34 protein-coding genes are annotated in these 18,727 nt (G+C 34.5%); 1 reads left to right on the forward strand and 33 read right to left on the reverse strand.

Annotation, left to right across the window (positions count from 1 at the left end; all coding sequences use genetic code 11):
- From RWQ73_RS03860 to RWQ73_RS03880, 5 genes are all read right to left on the reverse strand, one after another.
- On the reverse strand, positions 1–559 hold a 559-nt coding region (locus RWQ73_RS03860; protein ID WP_314406780.1), incomplete at its 3' end, for an ATP-binding cassette domain-containing protein.
- A complete protein-coding gene (locus tag RWQ73_RS03865) occupies positions 540–680 on the reverse strand; it encodes a hypothetical protein (protein ID WP_314086045.1) in 141 nt (46 codons plus the stop codon). The genes RWQ73_RS03865 and RWQ73_RS03860, both read right to left, overlap by 20 nt.
- Before the next feature lie 2 nt (positions 681–682).
- Positions 683–1,051 (reverse strand): GntR family transcriptional regulator, encoded by a 369-nt coding sequence (locus RWQ73_RS03870; RefSeq protein WP_314406781.1) that lies wholly within the window; start codon positions 1,049–1,051, stop codon positions 683–685.
- Between the two features lie 134 nt (positions 1,052–1,185).
- Positions 1,186–1,656 (reverse strand): threonine/serine exporter family protein, encoded by a 471-nt coding sequence (locus tag RWQ73_RS03875; protein ID WP_314406782.1) that lies wholly within the window; start codon positions 1,654–1,656, stop codon positions 1,186–1,188.
- On the reverse strand, positions 1,656–2,426 hold the full coding sequence (locus RWQ73_RS03880; protein WP_314086053.1) for a threonine/serine exporter family protein: 771 nt from the start codon (positions 2,424–2,426) through the stop codon (positions 1,656–1,658). The genes RWQ73_RS03875 and RWQ73_RS03880 overlap by 1 nt, the downstream gene beginning before the upstream one ends.
- Before the next feature lie 458 nt (positions 2,427–2,884).
- On the opposite strand from RWQ73_RS03880, the gene RWQ73_RS03885 reads away from it, so the two are divergent.
- Positions 2,885–4,390 carry a C69 family dipeptidase gene (locus RWQ73_RS03885; protein ID WP_314406783.1) on the forward strand — a complete coding sequence of 502 codons (1,506 nt, stop codon included), beginning with the start codon at positions 2,885–2,887 and terminating at the stop codon, positions 4,388–4,390.
- Positions 4,391–5,211: 821 nt separating this feature from the next.
- Here the strand turns inward: RWQ73_RS03885 and rplQ are convergent.
- From rplQ to rplC, 28 genes are all read right to left on the reverse strand, one after another.
- The gene (gene rplQ, locus RWQ73_RS03890; RefSeq protein ID WP_003144119.1) at positions 5,212–5,580 is read right to left on the reverse strand and encodes a 50S ribosomal protein L17; all 369 of its coding nucleotides are present in this window, start codon (positions 5,578–5,580) and stop codon (positions 5,212–5,214) included.
- 21 nt (positions 5,581–5,601) lie between these two features.
- On the reverse strand, positions 5,602–6,543 hold the full coding sequence (locus RWQ73_RS03895; RefSeq protein ID WP_003144079.1) for a DNA-directed RNA polymerase subunit alpha: 942 nt from the start codon (positions 6,541–6,543) through the stop codon (positions 5,602–5,604).
- 35 nt (positions 6,544–6,578) lie between these two features.
- Positions 6,579–6,968 (reverse strand): 30S ribosomal protein S11, encoded by a 390-nt coding sequence (gene rpsK / locus RWQ73_RS03900; RefSeq protein ID WP_003144405.1) that lies wholly within the window; start codon positions 6,966–6,968, stop codon positions 6,579–6,581.
- 25 nt (positions 6,969–6,993) lie between these two features.
- Positions 6,994–7,359, reverse strand: coding sequence for a 30S ribosomal protein S13 (rpsM, locus tag RWQ73_RS03905; RefSeq protein ID WP_003147638.1), 366 nt, complete (start codon positions 7,357–7,359; stop codon positions 6,994–6,996).
- Between the two features lie 22 nt (positions 7,360–7,381).
- Positions 7,382–7,495, reverse strand: a complete 114-nt coding sequence (rpmJ, locus tag RWQ73_RS03910; RefSeq protein WP_003144208.1) for a 50S ribosomal protein L36 — start codon at positions 7,493–7,495, stop codon at positions 7,382–7,384.
- A gap of 26 nt (positions 7,496–7,521) precedes the next feature.
- Positions 7,522–7,737, reverse strand: coding sequence for a translation initiation factor IF-1 (gene infA / locus RWQ73_RS03915; RefSeq protein ID WP_003144387.1), 216 nt, complete (start codon positions 7,735–7,737; stop codon positions 7,522–7,524).
- A 15-nt stretch (positions 7,738–7,752) separates the two neighbouring features.
- Entirely contained in the window at positions 7,753–8,406 is a 654-nt protein-coding gene (locus tag RWQ73_RS03920; RefSeq protein WP_314406801.1) for an adenylate kinase, read from the reverse strand.
- Positions 8,407–8,411: 5 nt separating this feature from the next.
- On the reverse strand, positions 8,412–9,716 hold the full coding sequence (gene secY, locus RWQ73_RS03925) for a preprotein translocase subunit SecY (protein WP_314406784.1): 1,305 nt from the start codon (positions 9,714–9,716) through the stop codon (positions 8,412–8,414).
- A gap of 3 nt (positions 9,717–9,719) precedes the next feature.
- Positions 9,720–10,160 carry a 50S ribosomal protein L15 gene (gene rplO, locus RWQ73_RS03930; RefSeq protein ID WP_314406785.1) on the reverse strand — a complete coding sequence of 147 codons (441 nt, stop codon included), beginning with the start codon at positions 10,158–10,160 and terminating at the stop codon, positions 9,720–9,722.
- A gap of 31 nt (positions 10,161–10,191) precedes the next feature.
- Entirely contained in the window at positions 10,192–10,368 is a 177-nt protein-coding gene (gene rpmD, locus RWQ73_RS03935) for a 50S ribosomal protein L30 (protein ID WP_003144406.1), read from the reverse strand.
- Between the two features lie 16 nt (positions 10,369–10,384).
- Positions 10,385–10,882, reverse strand: coding sequence for a 30S ribosomal protein S5 (gene rpsE, locus RWQ73_RS03940; RefSeq protein WP_314085901.1), 498 nt, complete (start codon positions 10,880–10,882; stop codon positions 10,385–10,387).
- 19 nt (positions 10,883–10,901) lie between these two features.
- A complete protein-coding gene (gene rplR / locus RWQ73_RS03945; protein WP_048802798.1) occupies positions 10,902–11,258 on the reverse strand; it encodes a 50S ribosomal protein L18 in 357 nt (118 codons plus the stop codon).
- A gap of 27 nt (positions 11,259–11,285) precedes the next feature.
- Entirely contained in the window at positions 11,286–11,822 is a 537-nt protein-coding gene (gene rplF, locus RWQ73_RS03950) for a 50S ribosomal protein L6 (protein WP_003147633.1), read from the reverse strand.
- A 23-nt stretch (positions 11,823–11,845) separates the two neighbouring features.
- Positions 11,846–12,241: a 30S ribosomal protein S8 gene (rpsH, locus tag RWQ73_RS03955; RefSeq protein ID WP_314085903.1), complete on the reverse strand. Its 396-nt coding sequence runs from the start codon at positions 12,239–12,241 to the stop codon at positions 11,846–11,848.
- Positions 12,242–12,273: 32 nt separating this feature from the next.
- Entirely contained in the window at positions 12,274–12,543 is a 270-nt protein-coding gene (rpsN, locus tag RWQ73_RS03960; RefSeq protein WP_003144337.1) for a 30S ribosomal protein S14, read from the reverse strand.
- Positions 12,544–12,564: 21 nt separating this feature from the next.
- A complete protein-coding gene (rplE, locus tag RWQ73_RS03965; RefSeq protein ID WP_314085905.1) occupies positions 12,565–13,104 on the reverse strand; it encodes a 50S ribosomal protein L5 in 540 nt (179 codons plus the stop codon).
- A 31-nt stretch (positions 13,105–13,135) separates the two neighbouring features.
- Positions 13,136–13,441, reverse strand: coding sequence for a 50S ribosomal protein L24 (gene rplX, locus RWQ73_RS03970; RefSeq protein WP_003144415.1), 306 nt, complete (start codon positions 13,439–13,441; stop codon positions 13,136–13,138).
- Between the two features lie 37 nt (positions 13,442–13,478).
- Positions 13,479–13,847 carry a 50S ribosomal protein L14 gene (rplN, locus tag RWQ73_RS03975; protein WP_003144098.1) on the reverse strand — a complete coding sequence of 123 codons (369 nt, stop codon included), beginning with the start codon at positions 13,845–13,847 and terminating at the stop codon, positions 13,479–13,481.
- A gap of 39 nt (positions 13,848–13,886) precedes the next feature.
- A complete protein-coding gene (gene rpsQ / locus RWQ73_RS03980; protein ID WP_003144356.1) occupies positions 13,887–14,150 on the reverse strand; it encodes a 30S ribosomal protein S17 in 264 nt (87 codons plus the stop codon).
- A gap of 15 nt (positions 14,151–14,165) precedes the next feature.
- Complete coding sequence (gene rpmC, locus RWQ73_RS03985) at positions 14,166–14,375, reverse strand: 50S ribosomal protein L29 (protein ID WP_003147630.1); 210 nt, start codon at positions 14,373–14,375, stop codon at positions 14,166–14,168.
- Entirely contained in the window at positions 14,375–14,800 is a 426-nt protein-coding gene (gene rplP / locus RWQ73_RS03990; protein ID WP_003147629.1) for a 50S ribosomal protein L16, read from the reverse strand. Before rplP ends, rpmC begins: the two co-directional genes overlap by 1 nt.
- Before the next feature lie 3 nt (positions 14,801–14,803).
- Positions 14,804–15,457, reverse strand: a complete 654-nt coding sequence (gene rpsC, locus RWQ73_RS03995) for a 30S ribosomal protein S3 (RefSeq protein WP_314085910.1) — start codon at positions 15,455–15,457, stop codon at positions 14,804–14,806.
- A gap of 51 nt (positions 15,458–15,508) precedes the next feature.
- Positions 15,509–15,844, reverse strand: coding sequence for a 50S ribosomal protein L22 (gene rplV, locus RWQ73_RS04000; RefSeq protein ID WP_060914794.1), 336 nt, complete (start codon positions 15,842–15,844; stop codon positions 15,509–15,511).
- Positions 15,845–15,878: 34 nt separating this feature from the next.
- Positions 15,879–16,157 carry a 30S ribosomal protein S19 gene (rpsS, locus tag RWQ73_RS04005; RefSeq protein WP_003144310.1) on the reverse strand — a complete coding sequence of 93 codons (279 nt, stop codon included), beginning with the start codon at positions 16,155–16,157 and terminating at the stop codon, positions 15,879–15,881.
- 87 nt (positions 16,158–16,244) lie between these two features.
- On the reverse strand, positions 16,245–17,075 hold the full coding sequence (gene rplB, locus RWQ73_RS04010; protein ID WP_003147626.1) for a 50S ribosomal protein L2: 831 nt from the start codon (positions 17,073–17,075) through the stop codon (positions 16,245–16,247).
- 35 nt (positions 17,076–17,110) lie between these two features.
- Entirely contained in the window at positions 17,111–17,392 is a 282-nt protein-coding gene (gene rplW, locus RWQ73_RS04015) for a 50S ribosomal protein L23 (protein ID WP_003144216.1), read from the reverse strand.
- Complete coding sequence (gene rplD, locus RWQ73_RS04020; protein ID WP_048802796.1) at positions 17,392–18,015, reverse strand: 50S ribosomal protein L4; 624 nt, start codon at positions 18,013–18,015, stop codon at positions 17,392–17,394. Before rplD ends, rplW begins: the two co-directional genes overlap by 1 nt.
- A 32-nt stretch (positions 18,016–18,047) precedes the next feature.
- Positions 18,048–18,710: a 50S ribosomal protein L3 gene (gene rplC, locus RWQ73_RS04025; protein ID WP_003144195.1), complete on the reverse strand. Its 663-nt coding sequence runs from the start codon at positions 18,708–18,710 to the stop codon at positions 18,048–18,050.
- Between the last annotated feature and the right edge of the window lie 17 nt (positions 18,711–18,727).

The raw sequence follows: 18,727 nt of genomic DNA on the forward strand, positions 1-18,727 counted from the left end.
AAGCATTTAATTGATGACTACTAATTAATAATCCAATCCCATCACTTTGAGCATCTAAAATATAGTTAGTTATTACTTTAGTATTTATTACATCTATCCCATCCAATGGTTCATCTAAGAGGATAAACTTAGTTCGACAAGAAATCCCCAAAATTAAACTAAAAATAGTTAACTGTCCTTTTGATAATTCAGATAATCTGTTGGTCTGTGATAATTTAATATTTTCTAATTCCGTTTTAAAATATTGTTCATCAAAATTTTCATAAGCTAACTTATAAAATTCGCAAACCTTCTTGATTTTAGAATTTTTGAAATAATCGAATCTATCCGGTATATAAATCAGTTGTTTTTTTATATTTTTATTATCTACACCTTCAATTCCTATTTCCCCAGAATCTTGACTATATATTCCTGATAGTATCTTTAATAATGTTGTTTTCCCACTTCCATTCCTACCAATAAGTGCTACAATTTCTCCAGAACTTACGGTGAAACTAACATTGTTTAATACTATCTTTTTTGAAAATTTTTTATTAATATTATCTATCGTAAGTTTCATAATTTTTCTCCTTTATCTTTTCTGATATGACTTCGCATAATTTTTCCATCGATAACCCTAGAAATTTCCATTCCATGATTAATTCTTTTAACTTTCCATCAATCTTTTTCTCATTATCCATAATTAATCATCCTTTCGAAATTCTAACTTAATTTTTTCTAATAAATCTTCTTCCGAGATTCCCCTTATTTTTACTTCCCTAACTAAATCCTTAATTATAGAATCTATTAATTCATAATTCGGGATAATATTATCAAAATTATTAGTAATAAAAGTACCTTTCCCTACGATTGTTGTAATTATCTTTTCACTTTCCAACTGTTGAAAAGCTTTTTGAACTGTACTAACATTAACACCCAGCATTTTAGAAAATTCTCTTACCGATGGTAATTTATCTCCCTCTTGCAATAAGTTTTTACTTATCATAGATTTAATTTGATCTACTATTTGTTTATAAATTGGCTTATCTGATAATGAATCAATTTGAAACATAGTAACCTCCTTTCTAAGTGTATCACTCTTCACCATACACCTTTCACTTAAAGTGTACCACATATCGCCATACATTACAAGTAAAAAAAGACATAATAATAAATTTTTTTAATAAATTATTATGTCTAAATTTTTTATTTATGTTTTTTTTGTAACAATGGATTTAGTACTACTCTAAAAATAGAATCAGCTATAATAATTCCTACTGCTAATCCTACCGCTCCATAAAAACTATTTAGGAAAATTCTTGCAGAATTTCCGTATTCATCTAATAATAATGTTCTAAAAGCATCGTAAATAGTAACCCCAGGTACTACTGGAACCAACCCAGGCACGAAGTAAACCGTTAGTGGATTCTTAAATTTAATAGCACAAACTTGGCTTATGTTAGCTAAAAGTAGTGAACACACTAAGCTAGACATAAAAACACTATGTCCATGACTCCACATTTCCCAATATCCACACCAACCTATTGCACCTATTATCCCACCTGTTACTAAAGTTTTTCTAGGAACATCACAAATAATCGCAAACGACACCGATGATATAAAACTAAAGATAAAATGATATAGTAATAATAAACCATGACTTAACACTGCAATCATTATAATGTACCTCCTAGCAATCTAACAAGATAATAAACTGTTACAATTCCTGCACCTAAGGCAAAAGCCACACAGAACGTTTCAATAAAACGTATAGTTCCTGAAATAAACTGCTTAGCTATAATGTCCCTCATAGAGTTCGTTATTGTAATACCAGGTACAAGTGGAACTACTGCCCCAATCATAGCAAGCCTAAGCGACTGACCATTTAATAAGATAAAGCCTAAATATCCCGCTATTCCTCCTACGAAGGTGCTAATATACTCTGATATAAACGGTGCCTTTAGATAACTAATAACCTTTATATAAACATAAAAGGCAACTGCTCCTGCTATACTACCCGGAATCACATCCCAAAAACTACCTTCAAAAATCAACACAATACTGCCACTAAGAACGCCTGAACAAAGTACTTTAAACCAATCTTTAATTGGACTTTTTTCTGCTTGAACTCTCTTTAACGCATCATACATGTCAATTAGAGAAATTTGACCGGCTGTATAGGCCCTTGATAAAGTGTTTACGGCTGTTGTTTTAGTTAAGTTATATGTTCTATCATTAACCCTTCTAAAATCTGTCCCTATCCCTTCTATTCTTATAAAAATACCCGTTAAAGTTACGTGTGTATAATATTCATCCGTCCTAACTTCTCCTACACCTTTTCTAATAATTCTCTCCAGTGTATCCTCTGTTCTATAAACTTCAGCACCATTTTCCATCAAAATTTTTCCTGCAAGCAAGGCTGTTTTCATCAATAATTTTTCATACATCACTTTTCTCCAACAAAGATTAGTTGAGTAATAAAATAAAAAAACTATATATTATTACACAGTTTTAAATATTACCATCTTTTACGTTTTTCATTACTCTTACTTTCTAATCTCTCACCTTTCTTAAATCATTTCCAAGGTTATTATATCATATAATTAACAGGAAAAACACATTTTTCTTATTTTCTTAACTCAATATTTTAACATATTAATTAGTTTAACTCTGCAACATTCACATAATTTCATATAAACACTTTCTTTAAATTTTTAATATTTTTATTACTTAACCTCTTTTCTCTTGAATATTATATTTATAAGTACTAAAATAAAATTAAAGATATTTCGTTTAGGGAGGAAATATTATGAAAGTCATATTTTTAAAAAAATTTCGAGAATAATCTTTCTTATTAGTTAATAATATTAATGAATATTTTTTGTACAAATAGGAGGAGATTATTATGGGATGTACAACTATTCTTGTAGGTAAAAATGCTAGTTTTGATGGTTCAACTATGGTGGCACGTACTGAAGATTCACCATCTGGAGTATTTAGAGCAAAAAGATTTATCAACGTAAGCCCAGAAGAACAACCGCGAAAATACAAATCTGTTATTTCTAAAGTTGAGATAGATTTACCAGATAATCCTGTTCGTTATACAGCAGTACCAAATGCTATTTTAGACAATGGAGTTTGGGGACAATGTGGTGCTAATGAGTTTAATGTTTCTATGAGCGCTACAGAGACTATAACATCTAATGAACGTGTCCTTGGAGCTGATCCTTTAGTAGAATATAAAGCTGCAGTAGGAAAACCAGGCGATACAGATTATATTCCTGAAAAAGTAGGAGGAATTGGGGAAGAAGATATTTATACGATTGTAATACCATATATTGCAAGTGCACGTGAAGGTGTAACATTTTTAGGTGATTTACTTGAAAAATATGGTACTTATGAAATGAATGGAATTGCGTTTCAAGATGAAGAAGAAATTTGGTGGTTTGAAACTATTGGTGGTCATCACTGGATGGCTCGCCGCGTCCCTGATGATAGCTATGTTATTATGCCTAACCAACTAGGTATAGATGCTTTTGATTTTAAGGATGCTTTGGGAGCAAAAAAAGAGTATATGTGCTCTACTGATTTAAAAGAATTTGTAGATAAATATCATCTAGACTTATCAATCGATGGTAATTTTAATCCACGTCACGCTTTTGGTAGTAGTAGTGATACTGACCACACATATAACACACCGCGTGCATGGATACTTCAGCGTTATTTCAATCCTACATCAAATACATACGATGGTATAAATGCTGATTATCGTCCTAATTCTGACAATCTTCCTTGGGCTAGAATTCCTGAGAAAAAAATTACTGTAGAAGATATAAAATATGCTCTATCTCATCACTATCAAGGAACAGAATATGATTCATACTCTAAAAATATCCACTCAGTTAAAAAAGGAACTCTACGTCCAATCGGTATAAATCGTACAAACTTCTTAGGTTTAGTACAAATTAGACCTTATATGCCTGATGAACTTAAATCAATTCAATGGTTAGCTGTTGGATCTTGTGTATTTAATGCGATAGTTCCATTCTACACTAACATTAATCGCACACCAGAATATTTAGCTAATACTACTAACCAAGTAACAACTGAAAATTTCTACTGGACTAATCGTTTAATAGCTGCTCTTTGTGATGCTCATTTTGCTGATACTGCTTCACATGTTGAACGTTATCAACTTAAAGTTCAATCTCAATCAAGAGAACTTATTAACAAATACGATGAAGAATTTTTAGCTAATAATGTTACTAAAGAAGATGCTAAAGAATATCTTGAAAAAGCTAACGATATCATTGCTAAAGAACTTAAAGTACAGACAAATGATTTATTAGATAAGGCTTTATATACTGCAAGTTGTAATATGAGAAATAAGTTTGCAAGATCAGATGCGTAAATATTATAAGAAGAACCATATGAACCAATGTCATATGGTTCTATAATTATATTTTGTATATTTGTAAAGTAAGTCTACGTTGCGTACTTTGTACGTAAGGTATGCTAATTCATGATTTTCAAATTCTACATTGCCACTTCGCAGTGGTTGCTTTCCAATCACTACGTTCTCAGTAGAAATATACCAATCATTTCATCGCTCCACTCTTCATTCTTGGTATTTCTTTGTTTAGCTTTCTTCTAAGCTTCTTTCGTTTCTTCTCAAGAAGCCAAGAATAAACCTATTGGAGCAACTGTGCGTATTTTGCACGTAACGATTTCTACGAATCAAAGATTCTAGAAATCTCAACGACGCGCGCAGTAGACGTATTCCAATTACCTTCAGCTATCGCCTTGCTTCTTGGTACGTCCTTGCGTACGTTGTACGTAATGTATGCTAATTCATAATTTTCAAATTCTACTTTATCACTTCGCAGTTGGAACTAAAAATTTCTTACGTCTCTTCATTCCTTAGAAATTTAGTTCCTTTTGCGTATTTTGCACGTAATGATTTTTACGAATCAAAGATTCTAAAAATCTTAACGTGCAAAATAAAAAAGACTACCTTGCCTGGTAATCTTTTAAAGTATAATTAGATTTAATTTTTAAAGGGACAAAAGGGTATCCTAGCTATATGCTAGGATACATTAGAGCTAGACGACGTAGCCTTTTCCTACGCATTTCAAGCACTCTTTTGCCAAAAAAATTAGTTTAAATTCTTGTTGTATGTGTTGTTTAGTTGTGTGTGTATGTAGTATGTTATTGTTGTATGAAAAATTTATATTAAACTAATTCTATAATAGCTGTTTCTGCACCGTCACCTTTACGTGGTCCAACACGTAGAATACGAGTGTATCCACCATTACGGTCTGCATATTTAGGTGCTACTTCTTCAAATAATTTTTTAAGAGCTAATTGACTCTTACCTTCTTCAGTTGCTACTGCAACAGGTTGGATGAATTTAGCTGCATTACGTCTTGCTGCTAGATCACCTTTTTTACCTAATGTAATCATTTTTTCTGCTAATGAACGAACTTCTTTCGCTCTTGTAACAGTTGTTTCAATTCTACCGTGTACTAGTAGAGCAGTTACTAAGTTTCTTAACATCGCTTTACGGTGAGCTGATGTACGTCCTAATTTTCTGTAACCCATTAGTGTGCCTCCTTGTTAGTATTATTCTTCTTTGAATCCTAGTTCTAACTCTTGAAGTTTAATTTTAACTTCTTCTAGAGATTTACGACCTAAGTTTCTTACTTTAATCATTTCTTGTTCTGTTTTGTTAGCTAATTCTTGTACTGTGTTAATTCCTGCACGTTTTAAGCAGTTGTAACTACGTACTGATAAGTCTAATTCTTCAATTGTCATTTCTAACATTTGAACTTTGTTATCTTCTTCTTTAGCTACCAATATTTCAGCAGCTTTTGCTTCTTCCGACATTTCCATAAATAATTCTAAGTGTGAAATTAGAATTTTTGATGCTAATGCTAAAGCGTCGTTAGCTGTAATTGAACCATTAGTAGTAACATCTAAGATTAGTTTATCAAAGTCAGTGCTTTGACCTACCCTAGTCTTTTCTACTGTATAGTTAACTTTTGATACTGGTGTGTAAATTGAATCGATTGGAATAACTCCGATTGGTAAGTCACGTTTTTTATTACCATCAGCTGGTACAAATCCACGTCCTTTTCCAACGTAAATAATCATTTCAAATTGTCCACCTTCAGATACTGTTGCAATGTGTTGATCAGTATTTACTACTTCGATATCAGAATCGATAGCAATGTCTGCTGCTGTTACAACTGCAGGACCTTTAACACTGATTGATACTTGTTTTTCTTCTTCAGAATGAACTACAAACGCAATGTTTTTAACGTTCATAATGATTTCAGTAACATCTTCTACAACACCTTTAATTGCTTGGAATTCATGTTGAACTCCTTCAATATCGATACTTCTTGCTGCTGCTCCTGGTAATGATGAGATTAACATTCTTCTCAATGAATTACCTAATGTAGTCCCATATCCACGTTCAAGTGGTTCAACTACAAAGCGACCAAATCTTTTATCTGATGATTCTTCAATGATTTGAATTTTTGGTTTTTCTATTGCTAACATTATGTTAAACCTCCTAAATTTTGTCTATGTTAATATTATACACGACGACGTTTAGGTGGGCGACATCCATTGTGAGGAACTGGAGTTACGTCTTTGATTGATGTAACTTCTAATCCAGCTGATTGTAAAGCACGAATAGCTGCTTCACGTCCTGCACCTGGACCTTTAACTGTTACATCTACATATTTCATTCCGTGTTCCATAGCTTGTTTAGCTGCTGCTTCACTTGCCATTTGTGCTGCGAATGGAGTAGATTTTCTAGAACCTTTGAATCCTAACGCTCCTGCACTTGACCATGATACTGCATTACCATGTTCATCTGTAATTGTTACTATTGAGTTATTGAATGTAGAACGAATGTGTGCAACACCATTTTGTATATTTTTTTTCACACGACGTTTACGTGATTGTTGTTTACGAGCCATAGTTGTGTTTCTCCTCCTATCCTAATTATTTTTTCTTGTTCGCAACTGTTTTCTTAGGACCTTTACGAGTACGAGAGTTGTTCTTAGTATTTTGCCCTCTTACTGGAAGTCCACGACGGTGACGGATTCCTCTGTAACATCCGATTTCCATTAGACGTTTGATGTTTAATGAAACTTCACGACGTAAGTCACCTTCTGTTTTGTAGTTATCTACGATTTCACGAATTTTATCTAGTTGTTCACCTGTTAAGTCTTTAACTCTCACATCTTCAGAAACTCCAGCTTCTTTTAAGATTTTTTGAGAAGTTTTTAAACCTATACCATATACATAAGTTAGTGATATAACAACGCGTTTTTCACGTGGAATATCGACTCCTGCTATACGTGCCATTAAGTTTGCACCTCCTAATTAATTATCCTTGTTTTTGTTTATGTTTTGCGTTTTCGCAAATCACTAATACTTTACCACCACGACGAATTACTTTACATTTGTCACAGATCTTTTTCACTGATGGTCTTACTTTCATCGTTATTTCCTCCTTGAGTTTATAACTTACTTGAATCTATAAGTTATTCTACCTTTTGTCAGGTCATACGGACTCATTTCTACTGTAACTTTATCACCTGGTAAAATTCTTATATAATTCATTCTGATTTTTCCAGAAACATGAGCTAAAATAATATGACCATTTTCTAATTCTACTTTAAACATTGCATTCGGCAAGTTTTCTACTACTAAACCTTCTACTTCAATGACATCTTTTGCCATACTTTTCCTCCCTGACTATTTCAGTTTGTCTAATATATTTTGTACATCTTGGAAAACTACTTTGATGTCTTGGTCACCATTAACATTTTCGACTACACCTTCTTTTTGACTGTAGAAGTCTAAAAGTGGTTTTGTTTGTTTAATGTTAACTTCTAAGCGATTACCAACTGTTTCTTCGTTGTCATCACTTCTTTGGTATAGTTCACCACCATCATTATCACAAACACCATCAACTTTTGTAGGGTTGAAAATCAAGTGATAAGTGTTTCCACATTGTTTACAGATTCTTCTACCTGTTAATCGAGGTAACAGAATAGCTGGATCTACATCGATATTTAATACTTTATCGATTTTTCTATTAGTTTTTGCTAAAATTTGATCAAGGGCTTCAGCTTGTTCTACTGTTCTTGGAAAACCGTCAAGTAAAAAGCCTTCTTTTGCATCTTCTTGATTCAATCTTTCTTCAACTAATCCTATAGTTACACTGTCAGGAACAAGTTGTCCTTTATCAATATAACTTTTTGCTTCTTTTCCAAGCGGAGTCTCATTTTTAATAGCAGCTCTAAACATATCTCCAGTTGAAATATGCGGAATTGGATAATTCGCTTTAATTTGTTCTGCTTGAGTACCTTTACCCGCTCCTGGTAATCCCATTAAAATAATATTCATCATAATTATTTACCACCTTTTCGTCCTGTAATAAAACTTCTATAGTTCTTCTCTGTTAATTGAGTATTAAGTTGTTTAACTGTCTCTAGTGCTACACTGACAACAATTATTAAACTTGTACCACCAATTTGAACAGATGCTGGTAATTTAGCAATGCTTGTGAATATTGTTGGAAGAACCGAAACAGCTGCTAGGAATATTGAACCTACAAACGTTAGTCTGTATAAAATACCTGTAATGTATTGTTCAGTTTTTTTACCTGGTCTAACCCCTGGAACAAAACTTCCTTGTTTTCTTAAATTATCAGCCATTTTTTCTGGGTTAACTTGAACCATTACATAGAAGTAACAGAACGCAATAATTAATACTACGTATAGTGTTAATCCTAGAACATGACTGAAATCGAAATATGATACAATTTTTTGTAACTTTTCGTTATTAGGTGCGAATATCGCAATAGTTCTAGGTAATTGTAAGAATGCAATAGCGAAGATTACTGGGATAACCCCGGCACTGTTCACTTTAAGAGGCAAGTAAGTTGATCTTGCTCCTAACATTCTACGACCTGCTCTCTGTTGAGAGTATTGAATAGGGATTTTACGTATTGCTTCTTGCATATATACAACCGCAGCCACGATACCTATTACAATAATTGCTACAATAACAACTTTTAAAATTGCTAGTGTAAGGTTTTCAGCATCTTTAATTTGAGATTCATAAACTTGGATGAATTCCATTGGTAAACGAGCAATAATACCCGCTAAGATAATGATAGAAACACCATTACCAACACCATATTGAGATATCTGATCACCTAACCATAGTAATAATGCTGTACCAGCAGTTAAAACTACAGCTACTGTAATGAATCCTAGAATAGAAGTATCTTTAATTAATCCATGATAGGCATTATTAAATCCATATGACATAATAAGCGATTGGATAAACGCTAAGATAATTGCTAAGACTCTTGTTAATTTTTGTGTTTTCTTCTGACCTACTTCACCTTGTTTTGACCACTCAGTTAATGTAGGAATAACATCCATTTGCATAAGTTGAATTACGATAGACGCTGTGATGTAAGGCATGATACCCATAGCAAACACAGAAAACTGTTGTAAAGCTCCTCCTGCAAATGTATTAAATATTCCGAATAATCCTGCTGCATCTTGACTTTTAAGTACATCAGCATCTACTCCAGGTATCGGTAAATATGAACCGATACGGAATAGGAATATACCGAATAGGGTAAATAAAATTTTGTTACGAGTTTCTTTAACTTTAAATAGATTTAGTGATGCACTAAACATATATTATAGCACCTCGCAAACTCCTCCAGCTGCTTCGATAGCTTCTTTTGCTGAAGATGAGAATTTGTGAGCTTGAACAGTTAATTTTTTCTCTAATTTACCGTTAGCTAATACTTTAACACCTGAAAGTTCTTTTTTAATAACTTTAGTTTCTAATAATAGAGCAGGTGATACTACAGTACCATCTTCAAATTTATTTAAGTCGTTAAGATTTATAACTGCAAATTCTTTTCTATTTACATTGTTAAATCCACGTTTTGGAATACGTCTGAATAATGGGTTTTGTCCACCTTCAAATCCTGGGCGAACTCCACCACCACTACGTGCTTTTTGTCCTTTTTGACCACGTCCTGAAGTTTTACCATTTCCTGATCCAATCCCACGACCTACTCTGTTACGCTCTTTACGAGAACCTTCAACTGGTTGTAATTCATGTAATTTCATTTAGACTAGCACCTCCTTGTATTAATAATTCTTATTTTTCTTCTACTGTTACTAAGTGTGAAACTTTGTTGATCATTCCACGAATCGCAGCGTTATCTTTGTGTTCTACTGTTTGGTGCATTTTTTTAAGACCAAGAGCTTCAACAACTTTTCTTTGATTCTTTGGACGACCAATAGTACTACGAGTTAGGGTTACTTTTAATGTCATGTTCTTTTCCCTCCTCTTATCCTAATAATTCTTCCACAGATTTACCACGTAAAGCTGCTACGTGTTCTACTGTTTGTAATCTTGTTAATCCTTCGATTGTAGCACGAACCATGTTAACTGGTGTGTTTGAACCTAGAGATTTTGATAAGATATTTGAAATACCTGATAATTCTAATACGGCACGAACTGGTCCACCAGCGATAACCCCTGTACCAGGTGCAGCTGGTTTAATTAATACTGAACCTGCTCCAAATTGTCCGATGATTTCGTGAGGTATTGTTCCGTTAACTACTGGTACAGTAATTAAGTTATGTTTTGCAGCTTCAACTGCTTTTTTGATTGCATCTGGTACTTCTTGAGCTTTACCTGTACCAAATCCTACGCGACCATTTTTGTCACCTACTACTACTAAAGCAGAGAAACGGAAACGACGTCCACCTTTAACAACTTTAGCTACACGGCGAATGGCAACTACGCGTTCTTCAAATTCTTTTTTGATTTCTTCTTGACGCATCTACTTATTTCCCTCCTTATTAGAATACAAGTCCGTTTTCACGTGCTGCTTCAGCTAATGCTTTAACACGTCCGTGATATAAGTATCCTCCACGGTCGAAAACAACTTTTTCAATTCCTTTAGTTTTAGCTACTTCTGCGATTAATTTTCCAACTTCTTTAGCTGCTTCCACACTTGATTTTGAAACATTTTCAAGTTTTAATGAAGAAGCTTGTGCTAATGTAACACCTTTAGTGTCATCAATAATTTGTGCGTAAATGTTTGTGTTTGAACGGTATACGTTTAAACGTGGAACTTCTGTAGTCCCTTGAACTTTAACACGTACTCTTGCGTGTCTTTTTTTACGAACTTTATTTTTATCAAGTTTCGTAATCATATTTGAAACACTCCTTTCTGTTATCTATTATTTACCAGTTTTTCCTTCTTTACGGCGAACATATTCACCAACGTAGCGAATACCTTTACCTTTATAAGGTTCTGGAGGACGTACTGCACGAACTTTAGCTGCATATTGTCCTACTACTTCTTTGTTAATACCTTCGATACTAACTTTAGTGTTTCCTTCAACACCTAATGTAATTCCATCGATTTCTTCGAATTCAACTGGGTGAGAATATCCAACACTTAGTACTAACTTTTTACCTTGCATTTGAGCACGGTATCCAACCCCGATTAATTCAAGTTCTTTTTTGAATCCAGCAGATACACCTTCAACCATGTTTGCTAAGATAGCACGAGTTGTTCCGTGTACTGTACGGTGACGTTTAGAGTCTGATGGACGTACTACTGTGATTTCACTTCCTTCAATGTTGAAAGTCATGTCTTTATCAAATTGTTGTTTTAGTTCACCTTTAGGTCCTTTAACTGTTGCGAAGTTATCAACGATGTTAACTTCAACCCCTGCAGGTACTGTAATAACTTTATTACCTATACGTGACATTTAATTGGCACCTCCTTATAATATTACCAGATGTAAGCTAATACTTCTCCACCTGTGTTATTTTTACGAGCAACTTTATCTGTTACAACTCCGTTTGAAGTTGAAACGATTGCTATTCCTAGTCCGTTTAATACTCTTGGCAGTTCATCTGCTTTAGCGTAAACACGTAAACCAGGTTTTGAAATTCTTTTAATTCCTTTAATTACTCTTTCACCTTTTGAGTATTTAAGAGTAAGTTTAAGTTTTCCTTGTTTGTTATCTTCGATGTATTCTACATCACTGATAAAACCTTCTTGTTTTAATATTTCTGCAATTTGCTTTTTAATATTTGACGCAGGTAATTCTAATGTTTCGTGTTTAACCATGTTAGCATTACGAATACGTGTTAGCATATCTGCGATAGGATCTGTCATTGTCATTAGGATAAATCCTCCTTTCTTCTACTAATATATTACCAACTTGCTTTTTTAACTCCAGGAATTTGTCCTTTGTAAGCTAATTCACGGAATTTAATACGGCTGATTCCAAATTTTCCAATGTATCCGTGAGGACGTCCAGTTATGCTACAACGATTGTGTAAACGAGCTGGAGCTGAGTTTTTTGGAAGTTTGCTAAGTCCGATGTAATCACCTTTAGCTTTTAATTCCGCTCTTTTAGCTGCATACTTGTCAACTAATTTTTGGCGTTTTAATTCACGCTCTACCATTGCTTTTTTAGCCATGTGTCTTTTACCTCACCTTTCTTATTTTGCGAATGGCATACCACATAGTGTTAATAACTCACGAGCTTCTTCATCTGTGTTAGCTGTTGTTACTATAACGATGTCCATACCACGTACTTTACTTACTTTATCGTAATCAATTTCAGGGAAAATTAATTGTTCTTTAACACCTAGTGTGTAGTTACCACGACCATCGAATGCTTTTTTAGAAACACCGTGGAAGTCACGTACACGTGGAAGTGCTACAGTTACTAATTTATCGAAGAATTCATACATTCTTTCTCCACGTAAAGTAACTTTAGCCCCGATAGGCATACCTTCACGAAGTCTGTAAGTAGCGATTGATTTTTTAGCTCTTGTTACTAATGGTTTTTGACCAGAAATTAAAGCTAATTCTGCTACTGCGTTGTCTAGGGCTTTAGAGTTTTGCACTGCATCACCTACACCCATGTTAATTACGATTTTTTCAATTTTTGGTACTTGCATTACACTGCTGTACTCAAATTTTGTCATTAATTCTTTTGTTATCTCAGATTTAAATTTATCTTCTAAACGAGCCATCTAAAATAGTGCCTCCTTTCTTCAACTATTATTATATTTCTTTTCCTGATTTTACAGCGATACGTACTTTCTTACCATCTTTTGTTTCGAAACGTACTCTTGTTGCTTTTCCAGTTTCAGGATCTTGTAACATTACGTTTGATACGTGAATTGCTGCTTCTTTTTCAACGATTCCACCTTGTGGAGCATCTTGAGAATTTTTAACGTGTTTTTTAATGATGTTAACACCTTCTACAACAACACGATCTTTTTTAGGTTGAGCTTCGATTACTGTACCAACTTTACCTTTGTCTTTACCAGTAATTACTACAACTTTATCACCTTTTTTAATGAACATTTCTTGTTAACCTCCTTCTTTACTGTACTTTTATTTATTATAATACTTCTGGAGCTAGTGATACGATTTTCATGTAGTTACCGTCTCTTAATTCACGAGCAACTGGTCCGAAAATACGTGTACCACGTGGGCTCTTATCATCACGGATAATTACACAAGCATTTTCATCAAATTTAATATATGAACCGTCGTTACGACGAGCTCCTGTTTTTGTACGAACGATTACGGCTTTAACTACTTCACCTTTTTTAACAACTCCACCTGGTGTTGCTTTTTTAACAGAACATACAATTACGTCACCAATGTTAGCAACTTTACGTCCTGAACCACCTAGAACTTTAATTGTTAAAACTTCTTTTGCTCCTGAGTTATCAGCCACTTTTAAGCGTGTTTCTTGTTGAATCATGCGCTTTTTGCCTCCTTCTTAGGGTTTATCCTAGTTTTATTAGATTATAACTGCTTCTTCTACTACTTCTACTAAACGGAAGTTTTTAGTTGCAGATAATGGACGAGTTTCCATTATTTTAACGATATCATTTAATTTAGCAACATTGTTTTCATCATGTGCTTTGAATTTTTTAGAATATTTTACACGTTTACCGTATAGAGGATGTTTTTTGTAAGTTTCTACTAAAACTGTGATTGTTTTATCCATTTTATCAGAAACTACTTTTCCAACGTAAACTTTTCTATCATTTCTCTCAGTCATGTTTGCCTCCTATTATTATTTATTCGCTAATTCTCTTTCGCGAATAACAGTTTTCATACGAGCGATTGATTTTCTAACTTGACTAATACGAGCTGTATTTTCTAATTGACCAGTTGCCAATTGGAAGCGTAAGTTGAAAAGCTCTTCTTTTAATTCTTTGATTTTTGCTTCTAACTCTTGTGAAGTTAATTCTCTAATCATTGATTTGAATTCATTTGTTTTCATTATGCTTCACCACCTGTTTCTTCACGTTTTACAAATTTACATTTAACAGGTAACTTGTGAGATGCAAGTCTTAGAGCTTCACGTGCAACTTCTTCACTTACTCCAGCAACTTCGAACATCACTCTACCTGGTTTAACGATTGCAACCCATCCTTCTACTGCACCTTTACCAGATCCCATACGTACTTCTAATGGTTTTTTAGTGTAAGGCATGTGAGGGAAGATCTTAATCCAAACTTTACCACCACGTTTCATATAACGAGTCATCGCTATACGAGCAGCTTCTATTTGACGAGAAGTAACTCTTGCTGCAGTAGTAGCTTGTAATCCATATTCACCGAAATCTACTACGTTTCCGCCTTTAGATTTACCTTTTGTTGATTGTCTGTGTTGACGACGATATTTAACACGTTTAGGCATTAACATAAATTAGTTACCTCCTTTTTCAGATTTTCTAGTTGGTAATACTTCACCACGGTTAATCCAAACTTTAACTCCAAGTTTACCATAAGTTGTATCTGCTTCTTCGTGAGCGTAGTCGATGTCTGCTCTTAATGTATGTAATGGCACTGAACCTTCTGAGTAGTGTTCTGCACGAGCGATATCTGCTCCACCAAGACGTCCTGATACTTGAGTTTTAATTCCTTTAGCTCCTGCTCTCATAGCTCTTTGGATAGCTTGTTTTTGAGCACGACGGAATGATACACGAGCTTCTAATTGACGAGCAATGTTTTCAGCTACTAATTTAGCGTCGATATCAACTTTTTTGATTTCAACTACATTAATGTGTACTCTTTTTCCAGTTAATTTGTTTAATTCTAATCTTAATTTATCGATCTCAGCACCACCTTTACCGATAACCATACCTGGTTTACCAGTGTGTACTGAAATGTTTACTTTCTTATCAAATCTTTCAATTTCTACTTTAGAAACTGAAGCGTCTTTTAATTGTTTACTGATGAACTCACGGATTTTGAAATCTTCGTGTAAGTTAGCAGCGAAATCTTTTTCCGCATACCATTTTGAATCCCAATCACGAATAACTCCAACACGTAAGCCTATTGGATGTACTTTTTGACCCACAGTTTGTAGCCTCCTTTAACTAGTTTAGCTTTTATAATTTCTTAATTTTTATTATTTGTTATCACTTAAAACGATAGTGATATGACTTGTTCTTTTGTTGATTGAACTTGCAGCACCTTTTGCTCTTGGACGGAATCTTTTAAGAGTTGGTCCTTCATTTGCAAATGCTTGTGATACTACTAAGTCTTCTACATTCATTCCATAGTTGTGTTCAGCGTTAGCAGCAGCTGATTTAATTACTTTAGCTACTGGTAAAGAAGCTGATTTAGTTGTGAATTCTAAAATTCCTAATGCTTCGCCCACTTTTTTCCCACGTACTAAGTCTAATACTAGTCTTACTTTACGAGGAGCAATGCGGACTGTCTTAGCCATTGCTTTTGACTCCATGAATGTGCCTCCTTGATTTTACTAATTTCTATAATTATCTTCTTGTTTTTCTGTCGTCTGCTACGTGACCTTTGTAAGTTCTTGTTGGTGCAAATTCACCTAATTTGTGTCCTACCATATCTTCAGTCACATATACAGGTACATGTTTTCTTCCGTCATATACTGCAAAAGTAAGTCCTATGAATGTTGGGAAGATTGTTGAACGACGAGACCAAGTTTTAATTACTTGTTTCTTTTCTTGTTCGTTCATTTTTTCAACTTTTGCTAATAAGTGGTGATCAGCGAATGGTCCTTTTTTTAAACTACGAGCCATTGTGTTATCTCCTTTCCGATACTTTGCATACTTAAGGTTTTGGTAAAGAGCACTTGCTCCTCACCAACTGACCTTTGATTAATTTTATTATTTAGTTCTAGCACGTACGATAAATTTGTTTGAACGAGCTTTTTTAGAACGAGTTTTCTTACCAAGAGTAGGTTTACCCCATGGTGACATTGGTGATTTACGTCCGATTGAAGTACGTCCTTCACCACCACCGTGTGGGTGATCGTTCGGGTTCATAACAGATCCACGTACAGTTGGTCTTTTACCTAACCAACGAGTTCTACCGGCTTTACCGATATTTACTAGTCCGTGTTGTTCGTTACCAACTTCACCGATTGTAGCACGGCAAGTTGCTAAGATCATTCTTACTTCTCCTGATTTAAGACGTACTAATACGTATTTACCTTCTTTACCAAGTACTTGAGCACTTGCTCCAGCAGAACGTACTAATTGTCCACCTTTACCAGGTTTAAGTTCGATGTTGTGAATTAATGTCCCTACAGGGATGTTTGCTAGTGGTAATGCATTACCAACTTTAATATCAGCAGTTTCACCAGATACTAAGATTTGTCCTACTTGTAATTCTTTAGGAGCGATGATGTATCTTTTTTCTCCATCTACATAGTGTAATAGAGCGATGTTCGCTGAACGGTTTGGATCGTACTCGATTGTAGCAACTTTTGCTGGTACGTTGTCTTTATTTCTCTTGAAGTCAATAATACGGTATTGTTTTTTGTGTCCTCCACCGTGGTGACGAACTGTAATTTTACCTTGGTTATTTCTTCCCGCTTTTTTCGGTAGCGGCGCTAATAATGACTTTTCTGGTTTGTTAGTTGTAATTTCTGCGAAATCTAATGATGTCATGTTACGACGACCGTTAGTTATAGCTTTATATACTTTAATTGCCATTTGTCATTTTTCCTCCTTAGTGGTTTTTGTTATTCTTAAGCGAATAATCCTTCGATTGTTTGTCCTTCTGCTAACTTAACGATTGCTTTTCTACGTTTGTTAGTGTATCCACCGTATCTTCCAACACGACGGAATTTTGGTTTGTAGTTCATTACGTTTACTTTCTCAACTTTAACTCCGAAGATTTCTTCGATAGCTTGTTTAATTTGAGTTTTGTGAGCGCGTGTGTCTACTAGGAAAGTGTATTTATTTTCTTGCATTAATAAATAACTTTTTTCAGTTAGTACTGGGCGTTTGATAATATCGCGTGCTTCCATTATGCTAATACCTCCCCAACTTTTTCTACTGCATCTTTAGTGAATACAACTTTGTTGCTTCCTAAGATATCTAATACGTTAAGACCAGTTGTTTCTACGAATTCAACTCCTGGAATATTTCTTCCTGATAAAACAGTATTTTCTTCTAGTTCAGTAACTACGAATAATACTTTTTTCTCTAGGCTAAGGTTTGATAACATTTCTTTAAAGTTTTTAGTTTTAATTGTATCAAATGATAAACTTTCTAATGCAAATACTTCGTTAGCTGCTACTTTAGAAGATAAAGCAGAACGTAATGCTAAACGACGCATTTTACGAGGCATTTTGAAGCTGTAGCTACGTGGTGTAGGTCCGAATACAATTCCACCTCCACGCCATTGTGGTGAACGGATAGATCCTTGACGAGCACGACCTGTTCCTTTTTGACGCCATGGTTTGCGACCACCACCTGAAACTTCAGAACGTCCTTTTGTTTTGTGTGTACCTTGACGAAGTGATGCTCTTTGTAAAGTTACAGCTTGGAATAAAACGTGTTGATTTGGTTCAATTCCGAATACTGCTTCATTAGCTTCAACTGCACCAACTTTAGTACCGTCTTGTTTAAATAAATCTAATTGTGGCATTATCTAATTTCCTCCTTCCGTATATTTTCCGATTATTTACCAGATTTAACTGCTGATTGGATTTTTACGAAGCTTTTCTTAGATCCTGGAATACATCCTTTAACTAGGATTAATCCATTTTCTACATCTACGCTTACGATTTCTAAGTTTTGAGTAGTAACTGTAACTCCACCCATTTGACCTGGTAATGCTTTACCTTTGAATACACGGTTAGGTGCTACAGGTCCCATTGACCCAGGACGACGGTGGTAACGAGAACCGTGAGCCATTGGTCCGCGGCTTTGTCCATGACGCTTGATTGCCCCTTGGAATCCTTTACCTTTACTTACTCCTGTTACGTCAACTAAGTCCCCTGCTGCAAAAATATCAACTTGGACTTCTTGACCTACTTCATAATTAGCAACTTCTGCATCTCTGATTTCGCGTACGAAACGTTTTGGAGCAGTGTTAGCTTTATCTGCGTGACCTTGTTCAGGTTTGTTCGCAACTTTTACTAAACGGTCTTTACGTTCTTTATCGTAAGGACGTTTATCGTCGAATCCTAATTGGATTGCGTTGTATCCTTCAACTTCTTCTGTTTTCTTTTGTAATACGACGTTACCTTTCGCTTCAACTACTGTTACTGGGATTAATTCTCCATTTTCAGCGAAGATTTGAGTCATACCTACTTTTCTTCCTAAGATACCTTTGGTCATCGAAAGTCACCTCCTAT

Origin of the sequence: uncultured Gemella sp. (assembly GCF_963525875.1) — a bacterium.
GTDB lineage: Bacteria > Bacillota > Bacilli > Staphylococcales > Gemellaceae > Gemella.